Source organism: Parapedobacter pyrenivorans, assembly GCF_014636865.1.
Classification (GTDB): domain Bacteria; phylum Bacteroidota; class Bacteroidia; order Sphingobacteriales; family Sphingobacteriaceae; genus Parapedobacter; species Parapedobacter pyrenivorans.
In genome coordinates, this window is the sequence record NZ_BMER01000001.1 from 1,604,762 (window position 1) to 1,629,041 (window position 24,280).

A 24,280-nucleotide genomic window follows, 5' to 3' on the forward strand; every position below is an offset into this window, starting at 1 on the left:
GAACTTTGTTTCCGTGTTTGTGCGCTTTTTTTAAAAAATAACAATAAAATTTGCATAAACATGCTTTTTTTAGTATTCTTGTACTGAAAAGCGACCAATTATATAAAAAGTTAGATTCAGGGTTAGGCATTTGTAGCAATGTTTGAGGTGTAATGGCGTATCGGACGATAATGCCTATTAGACCGGCGATAGATACTTGGATTTTTACTTTTTCATTTTATCAAGACAATCAAACTAACAAAAGGAGAACCATGAGAGGAATTGAACTCAAAAAACTAGGTGGGCTTATGATGGCCTTGCTGTGGTTGCTGCCGGCGGGCTACGCCCAAGAACGGACCATCAATGGCCGGGTCACGGACCAGCAGGGCCAACCGCTGGAAGGCGTTACGGTGACAGTCCAGAACGAAGGTGGGCAAACAGTCTCCGATGACAACGGTAGTTACCGTATCACAGCGTCCAAAGGAAATGTCCTGGTGTTTTCCCTGATAGGTATGGCGTCGCAGGAAATCGCCATAGGTGATCGGACAACGATCGATATTACCCTGATTGCGGCTTCCGAAACGCTTGACGAGGTGGCGGTGACGGCCTTCGGTATCAAGCGCGAGGAGCGTTCGTTGGGGTATACGGCACAAGCTGTTACCGCCGAGCAGCTAACCGTCAACCAGCAACCTAATGTAGTCAATGCGCTACAAGGCAAGGCTGCCGGCATCCAGATCCGCAATACGGGCGGAGCGCCCGGTCAGGGAGCTAAAATTCAGATTAGGGGTATCAACTCACTCGACCCGGACCGAGACAATTCGCCCTTGTTTGTTATCGATGGGGTGATTATGGACAACAGTACCTCAACGCAGGGAGAATCAGCGAGTATCCGTGGTATGAGTAACCGTGCTGTAGACATCAATCCGAACGACATCGAGTCCATGAACATCCTGCGGGGTGGTGCGGCAACGGCATTGTATGGGCTTCGCGGTTCAAATGGGGTAGTGGTGATTACCACCAAACAGGGCAACGCTGGCGATATCCGCATCAATTACCAGGGTGCCGTAGGTATAGACGAAGTAAATAAATTCCCGAAATTGCAGGATGTATATACTCAGGGGTGGAACAACATTTATGATACCAATGAGTTCTGGCCGGCTTTCGGTCCTACGGTAGAAGAAGCCCGCGCAATCGACCCTACCCATCCGGCGAGGTTGTACAACTATCTGGAAGACGCTTACGAGACCGGTTATCAGTTTAAGAATACGTTGAGTGCTTCCGGCGGTTCCGACCGGATAACGTTCTATTCCTCGCTGTCACAGTTCAAACAGCAGGGCATCATGCCGTTTACGGATTTCAAAAACATCCAGGCCCGGTTGAATACCAAGGTGAATGTAAGCGACAAGTTCACGATCAGTACCAACATGAATGTGGCCAATAGTGGGGGCGATCGCGGCAATGCCGGGCGCTACAACGAGCAGCTTGCCTACTGGGTGCCCCGGTGGGACGTTACCCATTATCAGAAAGAAGACGGTACTATGTATATGGGTTTCCCGGGTTTATCCACCAATCCCATCTACGTGGCCAAGACCAATCGGTTTTTCGATGACGTACTGCGTTTTATAGGAAACGCGAGTTTAAACTATAACCCGTATGAATGGCTCGGCTTTACCTATACATTTGGCGTTGATACGTATCGTGACAATCGCCAAGGCACCGCGTTGGGATTCCGCGGTCTGGAAGATGAGATTATCGTTGAGGATAACGGCGGCGAAGGAGCTACGGGCCGCGGATTCTATAATGTATACGATACCAAATACCGGACCTTCAACAGTACATTTCTGGTGAACCTTTCCCATCAGTTCACCACCGATTTCGGTGGTTCCCTGCGGTTGGGCAACGAGCTATACGACCGAAGCATCTACCGCTCGGCCACAGAAGGGTGGGACCTCTCGGTATGGAATTGGTTTAACCTCGGTAACGCGAATCAGCTCGATGTCGCTACAAGCCGCGAAGAATACCGGTTGATGGGTACGTTCGCTGATCTGACGCTCAACTTCAAGGATTACCTCTATTTGAATGCGACCCTTCGGAACGACATTACCTCATCGCTGTTGAAACCGAACAATTCGTTTTATTATCCTTCTGCCAGCATCAGCTATGTGATGTCCGACCACCTACAGCTACCGGCAGCGATAAGCCATGCCCGGCTGCGGCTCTCATACGCCCAGATCGGTAAAGATGCGCTGCCTTATGCAACAAGCTTAGGGTACACATCTTACAGTGCGCTGCCTACGGGTATCACTGGATTTACCCGGGGCGCATTGTTGGGTAACCCCGATCTACGGCCCGAATTTACGAATACGTTCGAGGCCGGTTTGGTGTTGAATATGTTCGACAGCAGGTTACGGTTTGATGGGAACTATTACCGTTCGGACTCGCGCGACCAGATCCTGTCGGCCCCGATTTCCACTACCACCGGCTTCTCCACCGCTTCGATCAACGTAGGCGATATGCGTAATGCTGGTATTGAGATCACGCTGGGGGGGACCCCGGTACGCAATGCCAACTTTACATGGGATACCGAGTTTAACTTTTCTGCTAATCGGAACAAAGTTTTGTCGATCAGCGGTGACCGCACCGATCAGATCCCGGTGGCTTCCGAATTTGGCTACCTGAGCTCTACGGTCGAAATGCGCGTTATCCCCGGTAAATCTTACGGCACGCTATATGGACGCACCTACAGGCGCTATTATACGGCCGAGGAAATCGCCGCGGGAGTAGACAAGTCGTTGGAACTCGACGAGGGCCGGCCCTTGCTAATCGGTGACAATGGGTTCCCCATATTGGCTCCGGCAGCCGATGTCAAACAACTGGGCAGCGTGTTCCCCAAATGGATAGGGGGTTGGTACAATAACTTCCGATACAAGGACCTTACCGTATCGATGTTGATCGACGGGCAGTTCGGCCAAAGTTATTATAACCAAATGGATAACTTCTTGGCGGCATTTGGCATGGCCGAGTATACGCTCAACCGGAATGACCACATCGTGTTCGAGGGTGTCCTGGCCGACGGCTCGCCCAACACCCAGCAGGTGTGGCTGGGACAGGGGTACGACGAGGTGACCGACCGGAACTATGGCAACGGCTACTATCGTGATTATTACCGTGGTAACTCCGAGTTTTTCGTCCAGAAGGCCAGCTGGGTGAAGCTCCGGTCGGTTTCGGTAAACTACAAACTGCCGTCCAGCTGGTTCGGTACCCGCTTCATCAAGAATGCTTCCGTTGGCCTAACGGGCAATAACCTGCTGGTGATCACCGACTACAACGGCTACGATCCGGAGAACTCGACGACCAACAGCAGTTCGAATGCCGAAGGGTTTGCGGGGATGACCTATCCGGCGTTACGGAGTTATTTGTTTACACTGAATGTTGGATTTTAATTGGAAGGTATGATCATGAATATCACAGCAAAGAAATTAACGAAAAGCATAGCTGCCGGATTGTTATCATCGGTCTTGGTGTTCCAAGGTTGCGGAGACTATTTCGATGTGGGCAACAACCCTAATCTTGTCACCGAACCCAGTTTGAATTCGCTGATGGCGTCGGTGACCCACCGTGCAGGGATGAATGCCTACCGGTATGGCAACGCGGTTGCCAATTATGTGCAGTACATCGCCAGTCCGTCGCAGGGATCATCATCGGATATCTACGAAATCACGAACCTATCGACCACCTGGTCACAGGCGTACTACGGAATGTCCGATGCCCATGATATGATCGTGGGCGCCGAAGAATCGGGGGCCGATCTGCATGCCGGTATAGGTAAATTATTGACAGCTTACCAGCTCAGCCTGGTTGCCGACTCATGGGGTACAGCTCCCTATACAGAAGCATTCAATAAAGTCGAGACCTTCTCGCCGGTCTACGATTCGCCCGAGCAACTTTATGCGTCCATCGGGCAACTGATTGATGAAGCCATCGCCGCATTGAACAGTACCGATGCAACGATGCCGCTTGACCCGGCATTGGATGTCATCCATGGCGGCGATGTAGGGGCTTGGATCAAAACCGCGTATGGATTGAAGGCCAGGCATCTGAATAAGATTTCCAAGAAATCGTCGTACGACCCCCAGGCCGTACTCACCGCATTGGACAATGCCTATATGTCGGCCAACGACGACATGACAATGGGCGTGTTTTCCGGCAACAATCCGTGGGCACAAATCGCCTTGGATAATCTTGGGGCGCTACTGGGAGGGTGGCTTTCGACCAATCTTGTAAATCACCTCAACGGCGAAACTTACGGTGTTATTGATCCTAGGGTCGGCAAGATTACTGACCTGACAGTAAACAATGATTATGTGGGGACCCCTAACGGCGGCGGCAACCAGGGGCCGTTGGCCAACACCGTGCATGACCAATGTTACATCTCAACCAATTGTCCGCTTACCAGCGAAGTGTCGCCGATTTACATCATGACGTATGCCGAATTGAAGTTCGTCGAAGCTGAGGCTGCGCTTCGGGCGGGATTGCGCTCACGAGCGTATGTAGCCTATTTGGCTGGAATACAGGCGACTATGAATCTGCTTGAGGTGGCTAGTGGTGATGCGCAGAACTACATCGAAGAGCCTTCGGTAAGTGTGGGGGAGTTGGGTTTGACGTTGAATCACATTTTCAAGGAAAAATACGTGGCCACCTACCTCAATTTCGAAGCATGGAATGACGCCCGGCGGCATGATTACGGTTATCAAGGGTTCCAGATGCCCGAAGGGGCAGTGCTTCCTACATTTATTCGGCGTATCGCCATACCTGCTACAGAGATTGTCAATAATAGTGCTAATATCCCCGAGCAAGAATCACTGGATACGCCGCTTTGGTGGGATATGCCGTAACGATTTACACCTATTAAAAACAGAAGCCTGTGTTTGCTGGTCAGCAAGCGCGGGCTTTTTTCATTACAATCGCGTAAAATATTGCATAAAGTTGCACAATAGCGTAAAATTAATTTTGTGTAACCCGGACGTTAAATCAGGTAAATGGTTTCAATTTGCCGTATTTATGGCTTTTTTGTTTTTCGCCTTCAAGGTTTGTTTGTATTTATTTTTGTAAAAACATGCAAAAACATGCATAATAATAAAAAATTATTATTACTCTTGTATGTCCAATTAACGATAAGCCTCAATAAGCTGAATGAGGGGGCTTTTTATGACAATTATGAAAAGAACAATACACTTGAGGTTTCTCATTTTATCGTGTTTCTCCCTAGTAGTGATGGGGTCATGCGGTGGGACTGTGCAGACCGACCAAACGGGAACCGATGCTGTGGCTGATTCAATTCTCAGCACGGGTGCCGACCAACTCGACCGTTATGTTCCCTTGCTTAAAGGGAAAAAGGTCGGTCTGATGGGCAACCAAACATCCATTGTAGGTCCGGATAAAGAACATTTGGTTGATGTGTTGCTGGAAAGTGGTGTGGATCTGAAGTTCGCCTTCGCACCGGAACATGGTTTTCGTGGTGATATTGAACGTGGTGAAAAGGTATCCAATGAGGTAGACGAGCAAACCGGCTTACCACTGTACTCCTTATATGGCAAAAACGAGAAAGCAGATTCAATTGTGGCGTCGGTGGATGTGATGATTTTCGACCTGCAAGATGTGGGAGCGCGATTTTATACCTATATCACATCGATGCACCGGGTGATGCAATTATGTGCAAACCACGGTAAGAAACTAATTGTACTGGATCGACCCAATCCAAATGGCGATCAGGTGGATGGTCCGGTGCGGAAAGATGATAAATTCAAATCCAACGTCAGCTATCATAAGATTGCAATGGTTCATGGGCTGACCGTCGGTGAGTTGGCGCAGATGATCAACGGCGAGGGGTGGCTTGATAGCGGAGCACAGTGTGATCTCGAGGTCATTACCGTGCAGCACTACAAGCATGGCACACCTTACGAGTTGCCTGTTATTCCGTCACCCAGCTTGCCCAATCACTTGTCGGTTCGGCTATACCTATCGCTATGCTTATTTGAAGGTACCGATATCAGTGTGGGGCGGGGTACGGACTGGCCGTTCCAGGTACTGGGCTATCCCGATCCGGTATTTGGTGAGTTTACATTTACACCGGGCATACGACCCGGAATGGCCGCCCATGTGGAGCAACAGGATAAACTATGCTATGGATTGGATCTGCGGCAGCTGAATCCTCAGGAGCAGACCTTCACCTTGAAATATCTGATCGATTTCTATCAGAAAGCGCCATTCAAGGATACATTTTTTTCGCGCCCCGAGTTTTTCGACAAACTGGCCGGTACGGATGAATTGCGGAAGCAGATCATCGCGGGACAAACGGAAGAGCAGATCAGCGCATCTTGGTCGACAGACTTGATGGCGTATAAGACGATGCGCAAAAAATATTTGTTGTATCCTGATTTTGAATAATCGCTTTATTCACACACTTAAAAATAACACGCATTAATTAACTAAACGCTTTACACAATGAGAAAACTAATACAATTCTCGATGATGATTGCGCTGAGTATTCCACTTTGGGCCTTTGGCTATGAAGCAAATGGGGTGCTCGACCGTTCGGGAGCAGCGGGCGCCATCACAACCAGCTCGCTAGCCTTGGCGATGCAGCAAACGATCAGTGGGAAGGTTACCGGTACCGACGGAGCACCGCTGCCCGGTGTCAGTGTATCCGTTGTCGGTGGTGCGGCCGCTACCAGTACCAACGAAGACGGCAATTATAGCATTTCGGCGCAAATGGGGGCAACCTTGCACTTCACGATGATTGGCTATACAGCAAAAGATGTAGCGGTCAATGCGGCGACGTTGAATGTCACCTTGGAGCCCGGAGACCGGAGCTTGGACGAAGTGGTGGTAGTAGGTTATGGCACGCAACGCCGGGGTAACCTGACGGGCGCGGTTTCGACGATCAGTGTGAAGGAAAACCTCGAAGCGAGACCGATAGCAGATGTAGGACGCGCGATTCAGGGGACAACGCCGGGATTAAGTGTAACACTTCCAAGCGGCGAGATAGGGTCTGATCCTGTGATCCGCATACGGGGGCAAATTGCTTCCATACAAGGGTTGGCACACGGGGGCACACAAACCCAGCCGTTGATTTTACTTGATAACGTCGAAATTCCGAGTATCACGCTTGTGAACCCCCTCGATGTAGAGTCCATCACGGTATTAAAAGATGCCGCCGCCTCTTCGATATACGGGGCAAAAGCCGCATTTGGCGTTGTTTTGATCACAACCAAGCAAGGTACCGGCATAGAAAAGCCTCAAATCACCTATTCTAATAACTTTTCTTTTCAAAACCCGTGGAAAGACCTACGGATGGCACGCCTGAATGGGTTGAAATATTCGCTGGATGCCGTGGAACGGATCGGGGGCTCGCTTACGGGTGCTTTTTATAAAATCGATAGCGCAAGTTATGCGCGCGCAGCTGATTGGCACAATACGTATGGCGGGACCATCGGAATGGACGATCCGACGGTATATGGCCGGGATTGGTACTTTGAACCAGGCGGGCCCTACAAGTTTGGATTGCGCACGTATGATCCCTATGAAGCGATGGTGCGCGAATGGGCACCTACGCAACAACACAACTTGAGCATCGCTGGTACTTCCGGAAAGACTTCTTACAATCTTGGCTTGGGCTTGCTGGACCAAAGTGGGATGATGAAGCCGGCGAAGAAAGATCAATTCACGAGGTACAATGCATCATTGCGTGTATCCAGTGAAATCAATAAGTATTTTACAGCGCGAGCAGGTGTGTTGTATTCTCAACGGAACAAAGAATACCCGTACGTGTCCAACTCGACCACGGCAGACCCTTGGCTCTATCTATTCAGGTGGAGTCCGATTTATCCGCTTGGCAATGACGAGAATGGCGACCCTATCCGCAGTCCGGCAAGCGAAGCAGCAGCGGCAAACACCGCAAGTTTGCTGTATAATTATTTGAACCTGAATCTCGGCGGTACCGTGACCCTTACGGACAACTGGACGGTCGATTTCGACTATACCTATGCCAACCAAGGGCACGTTTGGGACCGACCGGGGACGAAGTACACCGCCCGCAACTCATGGGTGGCACCGCAGGCACGGGTTGATGCAGATGGTAATCCCGTTTACGTGAATTCGGCAGGGGAAGTGGTGTCAAGTACAACAGAGGGGGCAATGCCCGCCTATAACCTGGGACTGGAAACGTATACGGCGCCGGGGTCAAGCCCGGACCATATCTACAAGCTTTCTGAAAATCTGAACAAACATACCATTAATGCCTTTACAACCTATAATCTAGGTCTGGAAGATGGTCATGACTTTAAGTTTATGCTGGGGATGAACCGGGTGACCGACGACTGGGCCAACCATTTCACTCAGGTGACCAACCTCATCGATATTGTAAATCCGCAGTTCCCCTACGGCATCGGTACTTGGACAGGAGACGGCGGCGAATTCTGGGAGGCGCAATTGGGCTACTTCGGTCGCGTCAACTATGCGTATCAGAATAAATATCTGGTGGAGGCTAACCTGCGGTATGACGGTACCTCGAAATTCCCGACAGATTTGAAATGGCGTTGGTTCCCCTCATTCTCGGCTGGATGGGTACTGAGTGAAGAGGGTTTTATGGAAAGTACCCGGGACTGGCTGGATCTATTTAAATTCCGGGGTTCTTGGGGTACGATAGGCGATCAGAGCGTGCCAAGCGACTTATATGTGCCCACTATGGATATCGGACAATCCACCTGGATCGGTGGGGATGGTTCTCGTTCATATTTTGTAGGTACCCCAAATGCCGTTGCGGCCGCCATCACCTGGCAGGATATCACCACCTTGGATTTCGGCGTGGATGCTAGGTTCTTCAACAACAAATTCGGATTTTCATTCGATTGGTACCAGCGTAATACCGAAAATATGATTGTTCCCGCGGAAGGTGTGCCGCCAACATTCGGTTCTGGTGCACCGGAAAGCAACTACGGGTCATTGCGCACCAGAGGGTGGGAGGTTGCGGTAGACTTCAACCATCGATTTGACAACGGTTTGGGTATAAACGTACGGGGGAATATCTCCGACGCGAAGTCGGTCGTCATGGAATATGGGTCAACACAGAGCGTAAACAATTATTATGTGGGGAAGACCTATGGCGAAATCTGGGGGTACCGTACGGATCGGCTGTATCAATACGATGACTTTGAGTTAGGGCCCGATGGTGAGCCACAACTGATTACACTGACCGAAGCGGAAAGTGCAAAATATGCGGGAAGGAAAGCCTATAAGCTCAAGCCGGGACCGAACGGCGAGAAGCCCGTTTATCAAGCCTTCCTGCAAAATAGTGCGGACTTTTATTTCGGGCCTGGCGATGTTAAATTCGTGGACTCTAATGGAGACGGCGAGCTGGATAATGGAAGCCAGCTTGTTGGCGATCACGGCGATTGGGATGTCATCGGTAACTTTACTCCGCGATATGAATATGGCTTCCGCTTAGGCGCCGATTACAAAGGCGTTGACTTCGCTGTCTTCTTCCAAGGTGTGGGCAGCCGTGAAGTTTGGGGCGGCGGCAATTTGGCAATTCCGGGATTCCACGCCTCAGATGGTGCCATGCCAGCGGCTATTGCGGATGATTATTGGACACCGGAAAATACCGATGCCTTCTATCCCGCAGCTTATAACAACGCAGGGAATAACACGAATAACAATATGCAACGACAATCAAGGTACTTGCTGGATATGTCTTATTTGCGTATCAAGAACATTTCGTTGGGTTATTCGTTACCGGCGTCGTTACTGAGCCGCGTAGGTGTCAATTCTCTGAGGGTCTATACATCGCTGGAGAATTTTGTTACCTGGGATAACCTGAACGGCTTACCCATCGACCCTGAAGCTGTCGCCGGTTTCTCCATGTGGAACAATACCAACTACAATTCTAGTCGCACGGGTGTGGGAACCCCTGCATTCAAGAGTGTGTCCTTTGGTGTTCAATTGAACTTCTAAACGTTAAAACGATGAAATTTCCAACTAAATTCATATACAGTATTTGCGCGGCATCACTGTTGATCGCCGGATGCAACAAAGAGTTATTGGATCGGCCGCCGCTGACCGAACCTGTCGATGACAGTTTCTGGCGGAATGAGACGGATGTTAGGCTGTTCGCTAACGGCTTCTATTCGCAGTATTTTGTGGGCTACAATAGTGCATGGGGTGTCGATTATACACCGGTACGGGGTTATACCTTTTCGGATGATGTGACGAGCCGTAACGTGCAAACGCATTTTGAAAACAGTGTGCCAGCAAGCCGAGCGCAAACCGCCGAAACTGGAGCGAACGCGCTGTGGCTAACCCAATATGCTGGCCCGTCCTGGAATTTTTCGTGGGTGCGTAAAGCCAATATTTTTATTGACCGGCTCGAGAATATTGCCCAAGCCAATTTAGAGGCCGATGCCTATAACCACTGGATGGCGGTGGCACGTTTCTTCCGAGGGTTCGAATATAGCCGTTTGGTGAGTGTATTTGGCAACGTGCCGTACTATGATCATGTATTAACCGATGATGCATGGGATGAATTGTATAAAGACCGTGATGACCGTGGCGTAGTGATGGACGGGGTGTACGACGATTTCAAGTTCGTGATGGACAATATCCGCATTAACGATGGAAAGCAAATGCTAAACAAATATATCGCTGCTGCGTTTATCTCCCGGTTCATGCTGTTTGAGGGCACGTTCCAGCATTATCATGAGCTGGATGCTGAACGGGCGAAGAAATACCTTGAATTCGCCGTTGAGGCTGCAGCGTTTGCGATGAGCGGGCCCTATTCGTTTGAAAGTGATTTCAAGGGTCTCTTCGCTTCGGAGAGCCTGGATGGCAACCCGGAAGTGCTGATGTGGAGGACGTATGATGCCGCATTGGGAGTAACCCATCACATCGGCTCGTACAATAACGGTACGGAAGGACAACCAGCAGGCGCGAACCTCGAGTTTGTTAAGTCGTTTATTTGCAACGATGGCCGGGTATGGCAGCACTCAACGGTAGATGGCGCCTCCAGTTTTTCGATAACCGACCTGGCGTTAACACGTGATCCCCGCTTTGAAGCAACCATATATGAAGATCCCCGCCCCGCATCGGCGTCTTTATTTTATACCTATAAATTTGCCTCGCGCGAGGCCATGACCTATATCGGACAAAGTTATCCGCCTGCCTGGGGAAGCAACACCAATACCAATGATGCACCGGTGATGCGGCTGGCCGAACCTGTACTGAACTGGATTGAAGCCAAGGCAGTACTGGCCGAGTTTTTCGGTGGCCCTGCGGTAACTCAAGGCGACGTCGATGCGTCCATCAACGCGATCCGTGATCGACCATTGGATGAGACCGCTATTGCGAAAGGGATACAGAAAACGGCACCATTGATGCTCGCCGCACTTCCGGACGATCCCGATCGCGATGCCGACGTGTCGGCACTAATTTGGGAAATCCGCCGCGAGCGACGTATGGAGTTCTTCTATGAGCATACGCGGTTACTGGATATCAAACGGTGGGAGAAAATAGAGTACATGGATTTCAGTACCGACCCGGATTATTTCCTCGGCCCTTGGATAGCTGTTCAAGAGGACGCGCCGGTCCTCTTATCCGAAAGTAATGAAGGGGTGTTAAAAGTGCGAAAACAAGATGGAACTATTGTGACCTACAACGGCTCCAATGGAGCCGATATGGTTGGGTTCTACATGATCGAAAATGCCGCTAACCGCAATGAGTTCGGCAGTGAGGTTTACATGGCTCCAGTGGGTCAATCGCAAATCATCGATTATCAAGAACGAGGCTACACCTTAACCCAAACAGCAGGATGGAACTAGTGAAATTCCGCTAGCTGATTGAATAAGCGATTGCAGGGTATGACGGATAGCACATGTTTAAGGTACTTATTAAAACCAATGGCGCTGCTGAAGGTGCTGGTGCTTACCGCGTTCGCGGGGTATGCCCAGCCCTTCCAATTCGCGCACGTGACGGACACCCATGTGGGGAGCGCCACCGGTGCGGACGACCTGCGGCGGACAGTGGCTGACATCAATGCCAACCCGGATCTCCATTTCGTGATTTTGTCAGGAGATGTAACCGAATTCGGCTCGGATGAGGAGTTGCGGCTCGCGAAGCAAATTTTGGATAGCCTGTTCATTCCGTGGTATGTCATTCCCGGCAACCACGATACCAATTGGTCCGAAAGCGGTGGCAACAGCTTCCGCAAAATATTCGGCGGTGAAACCTTTGCCTTTGTACACAACGGTTACTTTTTCGTCGGTACCAATTCGGGTCCGAATATGCGGATGAGTCCGGGGCAGGTACCCCGTGAGAACCTGGTGTGGATGGATTCGCTGTTCGCGGCACATCCGGATAAGGACATGCCGATCATCTACGTCAATCATTATCCGCAGGATTCCTCACTAAACAATTGGTTTGAAGCGTTAGACCGGGTGAAGACCCGCAATGTGCAGCTTTTTTTCTGTGGCCATGGCCATCAAAATAAGCAATACGAATTTGAAGGCATCCCCGGCATCATGGGGCGGTCCAATCTGCGGGCCAAAGACAGCGTTGGTGGCTATAACATCGTCACCATCGCCGACGGCCGGGCGTTATACCAAGAGCAGCATCCGGGCGCTGGTATGCAGGAACCTTGGGCCGTCATCCCGCTGCTCAACCATCGCTTTGCCGACGAAGCTCGTTTGTACGATCGACCCGACTATTCGCTAAATACGCGGCATGCCGCTGTACGGGGAGTGTGGTCCTTTCAGGATGCGAGCGATATTGGAGCTGGGTTGGCTACGTATAAGCAACTGGTCATTACCGCCAATACCGCCGGACAGGTCTATGCGCTCGATGAGCAGACGGGCCGGAAAGTTTGGTCGTTTCAAACGGGTGGGAAAGTGTATTCCACTCCTACGGTGTGGAAGCACTACGTGGTTGTCGGGTCTTCCGATGGACTTATCTATGGCTTACACGCCAAAACCGGCAAGCTGCTGTGGAAACATGCAGCGGAAAAGGCCGTACTGGGCTCCCCATTGGTGCATAACGGTGTGGCTTACATCGGGGCTTCTGATGGCAGGTTCAGGGCGCTGGATATCAAATCCGGCCGCTTACGCTGGTCATTTGACGAGGTGAAAGGGTATGTTTCCGGTAAACCATTGTTGTATGAAAATACGTTGTACTTCGGCTCGTGGGGCAATGGCTTCTATGCGATTGATCCGGCCGATGGGCACCTAAAGTGGCAATGGTCCAACGGAGCCTCCAGCCGGATGCTGTCGCCCGCGGCCTGCTATCCCGTGGGGGCGAATGGAAGGATATTCATCGTGGCGCCCGATCGGTATATGACCGCGCTGGATGCTCGAAACGGTGCCGAAATCTGGCGTAAAAAAATCGATAGCGTACGCGTGCGTGAGTCGATGGGCCTCTCTGAGGACGGCACATTGGTCTACGTGAAAACCATGGATGGCCAGGTACTGGGCGTATCGACCACGGCAGACAGCATGCAGATCGCATGGAGATCCAAGCTGCAGTTGCCGTATGAATTGACCCCTTCGGCTATCTCGGCCAACGACGGCCTGGTGTTTGTGCCGAGCCATTCGGGGTTGGTAAGCGGCCTGAATGCTGCCAGTGGCGATGTAGCGTGGCAGTATAAGCTATCTAACGCGATGGTTAACCCCATGCTGCCGCTACGGGGGCAGCGGTTGGTAGCAAGCACGATGGATGGGAAGGTGGTCTGCCTGGCATACGGCGACCCGGAAGATCGGTCGTGGATTCGTGTCAACCAACTCGGCTATACGCCCCAGGGCATCAAAGTGGCGGTATGGGGTGGTAAAAGTACCAAGCGGATAGCTCGATTCCGGCTGGTCGAAGGCGAATCGGGCAAAGCGGTGTTTGCCGGAAAGGCGGGCAAGGATTTCGGGACCTATGGGCCGTTCCGATCGTCCTATCGACTGGATTTTTCTGCTTATGCGGATACCGGCACGTATTACCTGGAAGTGGACGGTGTTCGTTCACCGCAATTCCGTATTGCAAGTGATGTCTATACAGGCGCTGCTGATTTTGCCCTGCGCTACATGCGCCAGCAACGTACCCTCTTTAATCCATTTTTGAAAGACAGTTGCCATACGCACGATGGCTTTACGCTGTACGCAGCGGGAGCCGGCCTGCCGGATAGTACGCGGATTGATGTGGGCGGTGGGTGGCATGATGCGTCTGACTATTTGCAGTATGCAACAACTTCTGCCAATGCGACCTATCATTTGCTGGCCGCTTACCGCGATTTTCCGGCTATTTTTGGCGACCATAAACAGGCCAATGGCTTGGATGGTAGCAATGGCATCGCCGATGTGCTCGACGAGGCCAGATGGGGATTGGATTGGTTGCTGAAGATGCATCCCGAGCCTCACCTGCTATTTAACCAGATTGCTGATGACCGGGACCACGCGGGGATGCGTATGCCGGGTGAAGATGATTTTTACGGCCGGGGTTTCGAGCGTCCGGTATATTTTGTGAGCGGTGAGCCGCAGCAACGGGGGAAGTTCATGAATAGCACCACTGGAACAAGCTCCACCGCCGCCAAATTTACCAGTGCGTTTAACTTGGGCAGCTTGCTTTTCGAGACCAAGGATACGACCTATGCGCAACGGTTGCTGGAAAAGGCAAAGACGGCCTATGCTTTTGCAAAACGACGACCCGGTGTAACGCAGACGGCTTCGGTGAAGTCGCCGTATATCTATGCCGAAGACAATTGGGTGGATGATATGGAATTGGCTGCCGCAACCCAATGGGCAGCGACGGGCGATGCTGCCTTTTTACAGGAAGCGCTCGATTATGCCCGGCAGGAAACCGTGACACCCTGGATGGCGAACGATACGGCGGCGCATTACCAATGGTATCCATTTATCAACCTGGGGCACCGGGAGCTTGCTCGGCGAACGACGGGAGAGAAGCGAGAAGAAGTCATCGCTTATTATAAGGAAGGAATTGAGCAAGTGTGGGCAAGGGCCGAGCAGAATGCGTTTTACCGCGGAGTGCCCTTCATTTGGTGCAGCAATAACCTCACCGCGTCGTTTGCCATCCAATGCCTGTGGTACGAGCAGCTGACCAATGACGATACGTATGCTCAGCTCGTACAAGCCAATTTCGACTGGCTGTTTGGCTGTAATCCGTGGGGTACCAGCATGGTTTATGGCCTGCCGGCGTGGGGTGATACGCCTACCGATCCGCATTCGGCATTTACCCGGTTGGGAAATTATCCGATTGATGGTGGGCTGGTAGACGGCCCGGTGTACGGCAACATCTTCAATAGCCTGATTGGAATCCAGTTGACGAAGCCAGACGCGCATGCGCCCTTTCAATCGGATTTGGCGGTCTACCACGATGACTACGGCGACTACAGTACAAATGAGCCGACGATGGACGGTACGGCATCATTGATTTATTTGCTGGCGGCAAAAGAACAGGAGTCACGGGAGGTGGCTCAACCAAAAAAGTAGTGTACGATACCTATGGTTGTATCATCCGGGGTGATACGACACAGCGTCAACTGGCGTTGGTGTTTACCGCGGATGAATATGGAGCCGGTGCTCCGTTTATTTTGGATGCTTTGAACGATGACCAGATCAAGGGATCTTTTTTCCTGACGGGGAATTACCTCCGTGACGCGGGAAACGCAAAAGCAATAAAGCGGATGGTTGCCGATGGCCATTATCTTGGCCCGCATTCTGACAGGCACCTGCTTTATTGCGACTGGGAAAATCGAGACAGCTTGCTAGTGAGCAGGGAGGTCTTTGATGCAGATTTGAGGGCAAATTATACCGAAATGGCCAAGTGGGGGATTGACAGATCGGAAGCATTATTTTTCATGCCGCCATACGAATGGTACAACCGCCGTATTGTGGAGTGGACCGAAGAGCAAGGAGGGCAGTTGGTCAATTTTACGCCCGGCTTGCGTACGGCGGCGGATTATACCTATCCCGAAATGGGTGATCGGTATATGGATTCGGGTAAGCTCTATGAACAGTTGCTGGCTTACGAAGCGCAACACCCTAGCGGGTTGAACGGATTTATCGTACTGATACACTTGGGCACAGACCCAAGGAGAATGGATAAGTTTTACCATCGATTACCCGAATTGATTGAGACATTGACGTTAAAGGGCTACGTGTTTAAACGGATAGATAAATTATTTCAGTAATATTTAATCGTTTTTCCGTTACTTTATCGACATTTTGGGGGGCTGGTAGCATGGTGGATGGAAGGTGACTATATAAAAATACAACAAAGAGCGCGAGATGACAAATACGACGGAGAAAGAATCGAATTACCAGAATTTGGATAAGATGTCTGTGGGTGAATTATTGGGAAATATCAATAACGAAGACCAGACGGTTGCCATCGCCGTACAGCAGGCTATCCCGCAGATTGAGCGCCTTATTGAAGCTACCGTTGCCTCGATGAAGGAGGGTGGACGGTTGTTTTATATCGGTGCCGGTACGAGTGGCCGATTGGGGATTTTGGACGCATCGGAGTGCCCGCCTACATTCGGCATACCTTACGACTGGATCATTGGTATCATCGCGGGTGGCGATACTGCCATACGGAAAGCAGTGGAGTTTGCGGAGGACGATGAGAAGCAGGCTTGGATCGATTTGCAGGAACATGGTATCAACAGCAAGGACGTGGTGGTAGGTATCGCTGCTTCTGGGGGTACCCCGTATGTGAGAGGAGCATTAAAACAAGCGAACGCCGCTGGGCTGGTGACCGGATGCATTGTATGCAATGCCCATACAACCATTGCCGCCGAGGCTACTTATCCCATTGAGGTCATTGTAGGCCCCGAGTTCGTCACCGGATCTACCCGCATGAAGGCCGGTACTGCTCAAAAGCTGGTGCTCAATATGCTTAGCACGGCGGTAATGATTCAGTTGGGCCGTGTAAAGGGAAATAAGATGGTGGATATGCAGCTGACCAACAACAAGTTGTTCAGTCGGGGTATCCGTATTATTATGGAAGAAACGGGTATCGATGCGCAATCTGCCTCAGATCTGCTCGAAAAATACGGCAGCGTACGCAAGGCTATCGAAAACTCGCGTGTAGCGGACCATTAATTTGAAACTGCATGACACCTACCGTTCTTCTTCTCTTTTTGGTGGTCTATTTTAGCCTGCTACTTGGCGTAGCGTATCTCACTTCACGCAAATCGGCAGATAATGCGACGTTTTTCGTGGCCAACCGAAATGCCAAATGGTACATGGTGGCCTTCGGCATGATCGGTACAGCATTATCGGGGGTTACGTTCATTTCGGTGCCAGGGGCCGTCGGGAATAGTGATTTCGGCTATTTTCAGTTCATCCTGGGTAATGCGGTTGGCTTTATCATTATTGCCTATGTGCTGTTGCCCTTGTACTACCGGATGAACCTCACTTCCATCTATACGTACCTGGAGGAGCGCTTGGGACACCGGAGCTACAAAACGGGCGCAATGATATTTTTAATATCGCGTACCATCGGATCGGCATTCCGGCTCTATCTGGTGGCTATCATTTTGCAGTGGTTTATCTTCGACGCCTGGAACATACCCTTTGCGGTCACCATCGCGTTGTGCCTAGTGCTGATTTGGCTTTATACCAATAAAGGAGGGCTGAAAACCATCATCATTACCGATATGATGCAGACTTTCTTTCTAGTATTGGCGGTCGTCCTATCCATTTATTTCATGGCGGATAGCTTGGGCCTTGGTTTCATGGAAACCATGGAAACGGTGAAGGAAAGCAGTTACTCCAAGATTTTCTTTTGGGAAGATATGCTTGGCGACCGGATCCATTTTTGGAAACACTTCCTCGGGGGTATATTCGTGACCGTGGCGATGACGGGATTGGATCAGGATCTGATGCAGAAAAACCTGAGTATGAAGACCATCGGCGAGGCGCAGAAGAATATGCTCACGTTTACGGGCATTTTCGTGGTCATCAACCTCTTTTTCCTATCGGTAGGCGCCTTGCTGTACATCTACGCCGGCCAGAAGGGGATAAACCTGGCCAATTTACCCACGCCGGATTACCTGTACCCCGAGATTGCACTCCACCACCTGGCCATTGTGCCCGGAATCGTATTTATGATGGGGCTCACCGCCGCCACGTTTGCCACGACCGACTCGGCATTGACGGCGCTCACTACCTCGTTCTGTGTCGATTTCCTCAACTTCAATAAGAAAGCCGATCCCCATGATCGCGCACTGGTGCGCACGCGGAACAGGGTACACTTCGGTTTTTCGATTGTCATGATGCTGGTCGTCCTGGTGTTCCGGATTATTAACAACGATTCGGTGGTCACCGCGATTTTCACCGCCGCCAGCTATACGTACGGACCGTTGCTGGGGCTCTTTGCCTTCGGTATCCTTACCAAACTGCCGGTGGCCGACCGCCTGGTGCCCTATATCTGCGTATTATCACCTGTATTGTGCTATGCGCTCAATACATACGTGGTGATACCCTATACGGCGTATGCTGTGGGTTTTGAGCTGATTATCTACAACGGACTGCTCACCTGGTTGATGCTATGGGCCACTTCTTTTTCTGCCGCTAAGCCTGTCGGAGTACTAGGAGAAAAGTAAGTCGGCATCGACTAAAAAAAGGGCAGCTCCAGCGTTTTGGAGCTGCCCTTTTTTTTCAGTGGGCCTTTTCGTTCCGACAAAGATTATTTAGCCCACCATATCTTAGTTGTGATGACATCGTCGCCCTGATTTTCCAGTGCGTTTTGATAGTTTGAGCGATTTACGCTTTGTTCTTTTTCAGGGTAGAATAACCGTTGCGGAATGCCATTGCCGAAGATGGGATCAAAGCGATACGTTGTGGTTCCGTTGGCTGTGGTGCGCTCCCAAACGACGTCGTTTGGCTTCACCAAGAATGTGGGGTGCCCGGTCCGCCTGATCTCCGACCACGCCTCTAACCCTTGGGTGAATAAGGCAAAGTATTTCTGGGCAAGTACGGTTTCGCGGCTCGCCGGAGGCAGTCCGTCGGCATACGCCTTCGCGGTGGCGGCCCCAATACCCCATTTCTCCAGTGAAGCCTGCACGCCGCTGCGGTATTCGGCATCGCTCCAATTGTTGTGTTCAGCGATTAAGAAAGCCACTTCGGCATATTCCTGGAGTGTTTCGCCGAAGTTGGCCGCGTTGATCACTGCACCGGGCAGGCTGATGTCCGTGGGACCATTGATGCCACCTGCATCTAGCGGAAGTCCATAGGGCTGACCGACATATTGGCCGTTTGCATTGGGCAGCGCATACACGCTGAGCCGAGGGTCTTCACTGTCGAAGGGGCCGAGTTCTCCTTTCAATGCATTCACCACGATGTGTGAAACCGCAAAGTCTTTACGGTTGGCAGTGACTGTCGCGCGGTAAAGCGGAGCTTCGTTGGGGGCGCTCGCTGCATAGCGGAAAACTGCATTGTGTGCATTGGAGGTGAATACCCCCTGTGCGATGGCCGCCTCGATGTGTTGGTTAGCCAGGTCGGCGTCCTTCGTTTGTATACGCGTAGCCAGCCTCAATCGCAGCGAATTGGCAAATCGCGCCCACGACTCATTGGCACCTTTGTAAATAATGTCCGAATTACCGAAGGTATTCTGGTCTTTGTATTTCCAGAGCGTGTCAGCAGCCAATCGCAACTCATTGAGCAAGTCCGCATAGATTTTTTGCTGAGACGCATATTTGGGCGTGTAGTTTTCCGGGTCCTGTTGCAAGGCCTCGAAATCAGGATCATCATTGCCATAGGATTCATAGGGAATATCTCCAAATACATCAGTAAGCGAATGAAATGTAAATGCTTTCAAAATCCTGCTAATGGCTATTTGGTTGGCGTTGGTTCCCGCTGCCCCAGCAGATGCGGTGGCTTTGGTGGCCTCATCGGTGTTGAGCTGAATAACCTTGTTCAGGTTATTGAGTGCTTTGTACGCGTTGGCCCAATAAGTATCTGCATAACTCCTCGGGATGTCGTAGCGCGACTGGTCCGTGTAGATATTCTGGCTGTAATATTGCGCGAACAGCTGTGCGCCCCGCAACGAAAAATTCTCGTTTCGGATATTATCCACCAATTGCTTCTGCGCTGCCAGGATGATGCTGGGCGTCGGCACATTTGCTGGCCGGTTGGGATCGGTATTGATTTTTTCAAACTCACTGTCGCTGCATGCACCCAAGGTGAATGCAAGTGCAGTCGTATAAAGGATATTTTTAATTACGGTGTTCATGACCATACTGTTTATCGGGTTAAAAATTTACGGTGACGTTTAATCCATAGGTAGCCGGTACAGGAATGCTGCCACCTTCTATACCCTGTACGTTACCGCCACTGTTGGTAAACTCAGGATCGATGTATTTGCTTTTCGTGTAAATATTCCAGAGGTTCCGCCCATACAGGCTAACATCAAGGCGAGATATGCCGATGTTATTTTTGAGGTTGAACTGATAGCCGAGGGTGACCTCCCGGAGTTTAAAGAATGTGGCGTCAAATACGCTGAACGTTGTCGGTCCGTTGTATTCATTGCGCGCCCAGTCCTGTGCCGTGATCCGGGTGTCATTGGGCTGCGGATTGGATACGGTATAGGTGCCATCGGGGTTGAAGACTACGTCTGCTTTGACGCCATCCACTACCACACCATTTTCACGTATCCCATTTGCCGCGGTGCGATCGAGAATGCCCGAATACATGCCTACCTTATAGGTCTGTGAGAAGAAGCTGCCGCCCACGCGCCCATCGATGAGGAATCCAAACGTCAGGTTTTTGAACCGGAATTGGTTTTGGAATCCGAGCAGGTAGTCGGGTAAGACACTCCCCAATGGAACCAACTGTGTTGTCTTAAGGTAGGTGCCATCTTCCTGCACTACCCGCTGTCCATCTGGGGCGTATACAAAATCATAACCCAGCAGCTGACCATACGGTTGGCCTTCGCGGGCAACAAGTGTTACCAGCGAATTACTTAATTCAAGCGTATTCACACCCTCGTCAAGCCGATCGACCCGATTTCGGTTCTTTGACCAGTTGACCGTGCTATTCCATTCAAACATGTTGTTTCTGACGGGTGTGCCGGTGAGCGTCACCTCGACGCCTTTGTTGGTTACCCTGCCGGCATTCAGTATTTTCGCATCGTAGCCGAAGGCGGCAGATACCGGTACCGGAAGTATTTGATTCTTGCTGATGTTGTCGTAATAGGTAACATCGAGACCCAGTCTATTGTTGAAGAATACGAGATTAAGACCGGTTTCCCAGGAGCTGGTGATCTCGGGTTTAAGCAATGCATTATTCAACGTGCCGCTGAGGCTGTAGTTGGGATTTCCGCTGAATGCAGGCAATGCTTCAAAGACCTGCTGCAATTGGTAGGGGTCTGTATCATTTCCGACCTGTGCCCATCCGGCACGCACCTTGCCGAATGTGAGGTAGGGGATATCCCGCAGGAGCTCACTGAAGACGAAGCTTCCCGTAATGGAGGGGTACAGGAAAGAATTGTCTGAAGTGGGCAGGGTAGACGACCAATCATTGCGTATCGTTCCGTCTACAAAAAGAAGATCATTCCAGCCGGCTGAGAAACTGCCGAACAGCGAATATACCCGTTTGTGGTAGAATGCATTATTGTTCAACACGGCAGGTGCATTTTTCAGGTTGTAATACAACGGCACAATCAGGCCACCTTGCGTGGTACCGTCGGTGATTCTGCGCTGCTGATCGCGGATATTGCCACCTACATTGCCCGACAGTGAAAATTGATCCCATTGCTTATTGGCTGCCGCGATAAATTCATAATTGTATTCATTGAAATGATTGCTGTATTCTTGGTACTGGGATTGCGAACGCGAGTAAACAGCAATACGGTCTTGGAATTGATGGGTGTAGATATCGCCATGCACACGGCCGGAGAGGTCGAGCCAATCCGTGGCTTGGAGTGTAAGTCCGATATTGCCATAAAGGCGGTCGCGTTTTTCCTCGAGGTAACTTTCATAGGCAGACCAGTATGGGTTGTCGATGAATCGCGTAGCCTCTGCTGCTGGCGTATCCTGATAGCCGGTACGGTTCCATGCCCGCGGTGTACCATCCGGACGTTGATAGTCAGCAAGCCGCTTGTAGTCGACCTGTACACCGCCCCATTGGAACGCTTCGAGGATGATATTTCGGTTTGAAGCACCACCCCAGGGTCGGCCCAATGTATTATTGTGTGTATAGTTGAGGTTGCTGGATATTTTTAAACGTCCAAAATCTGTCGATCCGGAAAAATTAAGAGTATTTCTGCCCAAACTGGAGTTGGGAACCGTACCCCTTACATTACGGTTGGTGTAAGACAATCGGTATGCCGTACTGCCCGATGAGCCGGATATCGCCAGGTTGTTGGTGTTGGAAATACCCGTACGGAAGAAATACGACACGTCGTGCTCTGGATATAGCCAAGGTTGGGGATTCAGGTAGTCGGCCGGATACTCAGGATCTAGATTATACCAATGCAGCACCGGCGTACCATCCAGCTTGGGGCCCCAGCTTTCGTCCGACGCGTAGTCGACGATATTATACTCCTGGCCATTGATGGTGGCCGTGCCGAACGCCGTGGAGTAGCCCTGACCATACAGTTGCTGGCGCTTGGGCAGCCGGACAATATTTTCGAGCTCAAACCCTGTATTCAATGTGATATTGAATTTGTCCTGCCCTTCCCCTTTTTTCGTGGTAATGAGAATCACACCATTTGCAGCCCGCGATCCATATAGTGCGGCCGCAGAAGGACCCTTAAGCACCGAGATGTTGGCGATGTCATCGGGATTGAGGTCCTGGATGAGGTTTCCGAAATCTTTACCGGCACTGCCATTTATCGTCGACGAGCTGTTCAGATCGGTATTGTCTATCGGAGTCCCATCGATGATGTAAAGCGGTTGGTTATTGCCACTGATCGAGTTGATACCGCGCAGCAATACGCGGGTCGAGCCACCGATGTTGCCGCCGGACGGGATAATCTGCAGCCCGGCTACTTTACCCGAAATCGCACCGAGTGCATTTGCCGGGCGGGTTGATAGCTCCTGCGCTTTCACGTCTTGTACGGCATAGCCGAGCGCTTTTTTTGCCCGGGATACACCGAACGCAGTCACGACGACCTCGTCGAGATCCTCGCTGATGCTGGTGAGTGCGACCTGCAGCGGCGTTTGTTGCTGGCCGACAGCGGTTTCATAAGGGCTGAAACCTACAAAAGAAAAGACCAAAATATCAGCAGGCGACACGTTGCGTAGTACAAAGGCACCCTGTTCGTCCGTTTGGGTCGAAAGGGCTTTTCCCTTAACCGATACGGATACACCCGTGAGGGGTGCATTGGATTGGGCATCGACTACGTTGCCTGTAATGTCGGTTTGTTGGCCAAACGCAATCAGCGGTGCCACCAAATAGATGAGGTATATAAAGATACCCACACAAGTTTTCTTGTTCATGGAATTAATGCTTGAAGATTAATAGTAAAAAAATCGTAGAAGTAGAGCTGCCGGGATTAGCAGCACATTCGCATTCGATGCGACGGGAAGTAAACGGGTAAATTGCTTGTTACGCAGCGACGACTTCGTGTAAAATCAGTGACCATATTATTGTCTATTAAATCAGTCGACAAAAATAATGGATATATACGAATTATTCAATTCTTTTTCAGATATGACGAAAAAAGTACAATTCATTTCGAAACACGGCCTAATCTAGCCATGGCAGAAGCGGCTACTTGCTAAGCAGCGACTTCAGTGCCTCAATGGTTTCATTTTTGGAAGCAATGGTTTCGCGTAGTGCAGCTATGACCGCTTGCTGATCGCCCTGCGGCGTGGAGGCTTTCGGAGCGTAATGGCCATTGCCGTCCGAATCCGGGAGCAGCAGCTCATCGGAGACCCCAATCAAGTAGTCTGTATTCAGTTCGGGGTATGAGTTTTTCAGCTTGAAGAAATGTTCAATGGTCACCTTTTTTCGATCGTTTTTCAGATCATTTACACCGGCTTTATTTTCACCGATGAGTTCCCCAAAGGATATATATGTCTTTATTCTGCTGGATGATTTCAAGTGTTCAAATACCTGAAATAACCGCTCGTTGTGTGATAAGCTCATAAAAATATGAAATTATTCTACTTTTCGTTTTAAAGTATAAAATAATCATACTATCTTTGCGGTAGTATGAACAAACTTAGGTAAATTCCTCCAAAGAAGAGGGATTTATCGATCTCTCCGCTGCCAAGAGAAGACTGTCTTTACAGCGGAAATGTACTGTAAAG

Annotated in this window: 12 protein-coding genes; 9 read left to right on the forward strand and 3 right to left on the reverse strand. The window is 50.6% G+C overall.

Annotation, left to right across the window (positions count from 1 at the left end; translation table 11 throughout):
* The first annotated feature begins 251 nt into the window (after positions 1–251).
* From IEV98_RS06330 to IEV98_RS06370, 9 genes are all read left to right on the forward strand, one after another.
* A complete protein-coding gene (locus tag IEV98_RS06330) occupies positions 252–3,422 on the forward strand; it encodes a SusC/RagA family TonB-linked outer membrane protein (protein WP_229738604.1) in 3,171 nt (1,056 codons plus the stop codon).
* Positions 3,423–3,437: 15 nt separating this feature from the next.
* Positions 3,438–4,874 (forward strand): SusD/RagB family nutrient-binding outer membrane lipoprotein, encoded by a 1,437-nt coding sequence (locus tag IEV98_RS06335; RefSeq protein ID WP_188505035.1) that lies wholly within the window; start codon positions 3,438–3,440, stop codon positions 4,872–4,874.
* 322 nt (positions 4,875–5,196) lie between these two features.
* The gene (locus IEV98_RS06340; protein WP_229738605.1) at positions 5,197–6,426 is read left to right on the forward strand and encodes an exo-beta-N-acetylmuramidase NamZ family protein; all 1,230 of its coding nucleotides are present in this window, start codon (positions 5,197–5,199) and stop codon (positions 6,424–6,426) included.
* A gap of 57 nt (positions 6,427–6,483) precedes the next feature.
* Positions 6,484–9,990, forward strand: a complete 3,507-nt coding sequence (locus IEV98_RS06345) for a SusC/RagA family TonB-linked outer membrane protein (protein ID WP_188505037.1) — start codon at positions 6,484–6,486, stop codon at positions 9,988–9,990.
* A gap of 11 nt (positions 9,991–10,001) precedes the next feature.
* Positions 10,002–11,849, forward strand: a complete 1,848-nt coding sequence (locus tag IEV98_RS06350; protein ID WP_188505038.1) for a RagB/SusD family nutrient uptake outer membrane protein — start codon at positions 10,002–10,004, stop codon at positions 11,847–11,849.
* Between the two features lie 78 nt (positions 11,850–11,927).
* Positions 11,928–15,509, forward strand: coding sequence for a glycoside hydrolase family 9 protein (locus IEV98_RS06355; protein WP_188505039.1), 3,582 nt, complete (start codon positions 11,928–11,930; stop codon positions 15,507–15,509).
* Positions 15,509–16,210 (forward strand): polysaccharide deacetylase family protein, encoded by a 702-nt coding sequence (locus tag IEV98_RS06360; protein WP_188505040.1) that lies wholly within the window; start codon positions 15,509–15,511, stop codon positions 16,208–16,210. The genes IEV98_RS06355 and IEV98_RS06360 overlap by 1 nt, the downstream gene beginning before the upstream one ends.
* A gap of 97 nt (positions 16,211–16,307) precedes the next feature.
* A complete protein-coding gene (gene murQ, locus IEV98_RS06365) occupies positions 16,308–17,123 on the forward strand; it encodes an N-acetylmuramic acid 6-phosphate etherase (RefSeq protein ID WP_188505041.1) in 816 nt (271 codons plus the stop codon).
* A gap of 11 nt (positions 17,124–17,134) precedes the next feature.
* Complete coding sequence (locus IEV98_RS06370; protein ID WP_188505042.1) at positions 17,135–18,628, forward strand: sodium:solute symporter; 1,494 nt, start codon at positions 17,135–17,137, stop codon at positions 18,626–18,628.
* An 83-nt stretch (positions 18,629–18,711) separates the two neighbouring features.
* Here IEV98_RS06370 and IEV98_RS06375 read toward each other — a convergent pair whose 3' ends face one another.
* The 3 genes from IEV98_RS06375 to IEV98_RS06385 all read right to left on the reverse strand — a co-directional run bounded on the left by IEV98_RS06375 (position 18,712) and on the right by IEV98_RS06385 (position 24,116).
* A complete protein-coding gene (locus IEV98_RS06375) occupies positions 18,712–20,256 on the reverse strand; it encodes a SusD/RagB family nutrient-binding outer membrane lipoprotein (RefSeq protein WP_188505043.1) in 1,545 nt (514 codons plus the stop codon).
* A gap of 19 nt (positions 20,257–20,275) precedes the next feature.
* A complete protein-coding gene (locus tag IEV98_RS06380) occupies positions 20,276–23,464 on the reverse strand; it encodes a SusC/RagA family TonB-linked outer membrane protein (protein WP_188505044.1) in 3,189 nt (1,062 codons plus the stop codon).
* A gap of 274 nt (positions 23,465–23,738) precedes the next feature.
* On the reverse strand, positions 23,739–24,116 hold the full coding sequence (locus tag IEV98_RS06385) for a hypothetical protein (protein ID WP_188505045.1): 378 nt from the start codon (positions 24,114–24,116) through the stop codon (positions 23,739–23,741).
* Between the last annotated feature and the right edge of the window lie 164 nt (positions 24,117–24,280).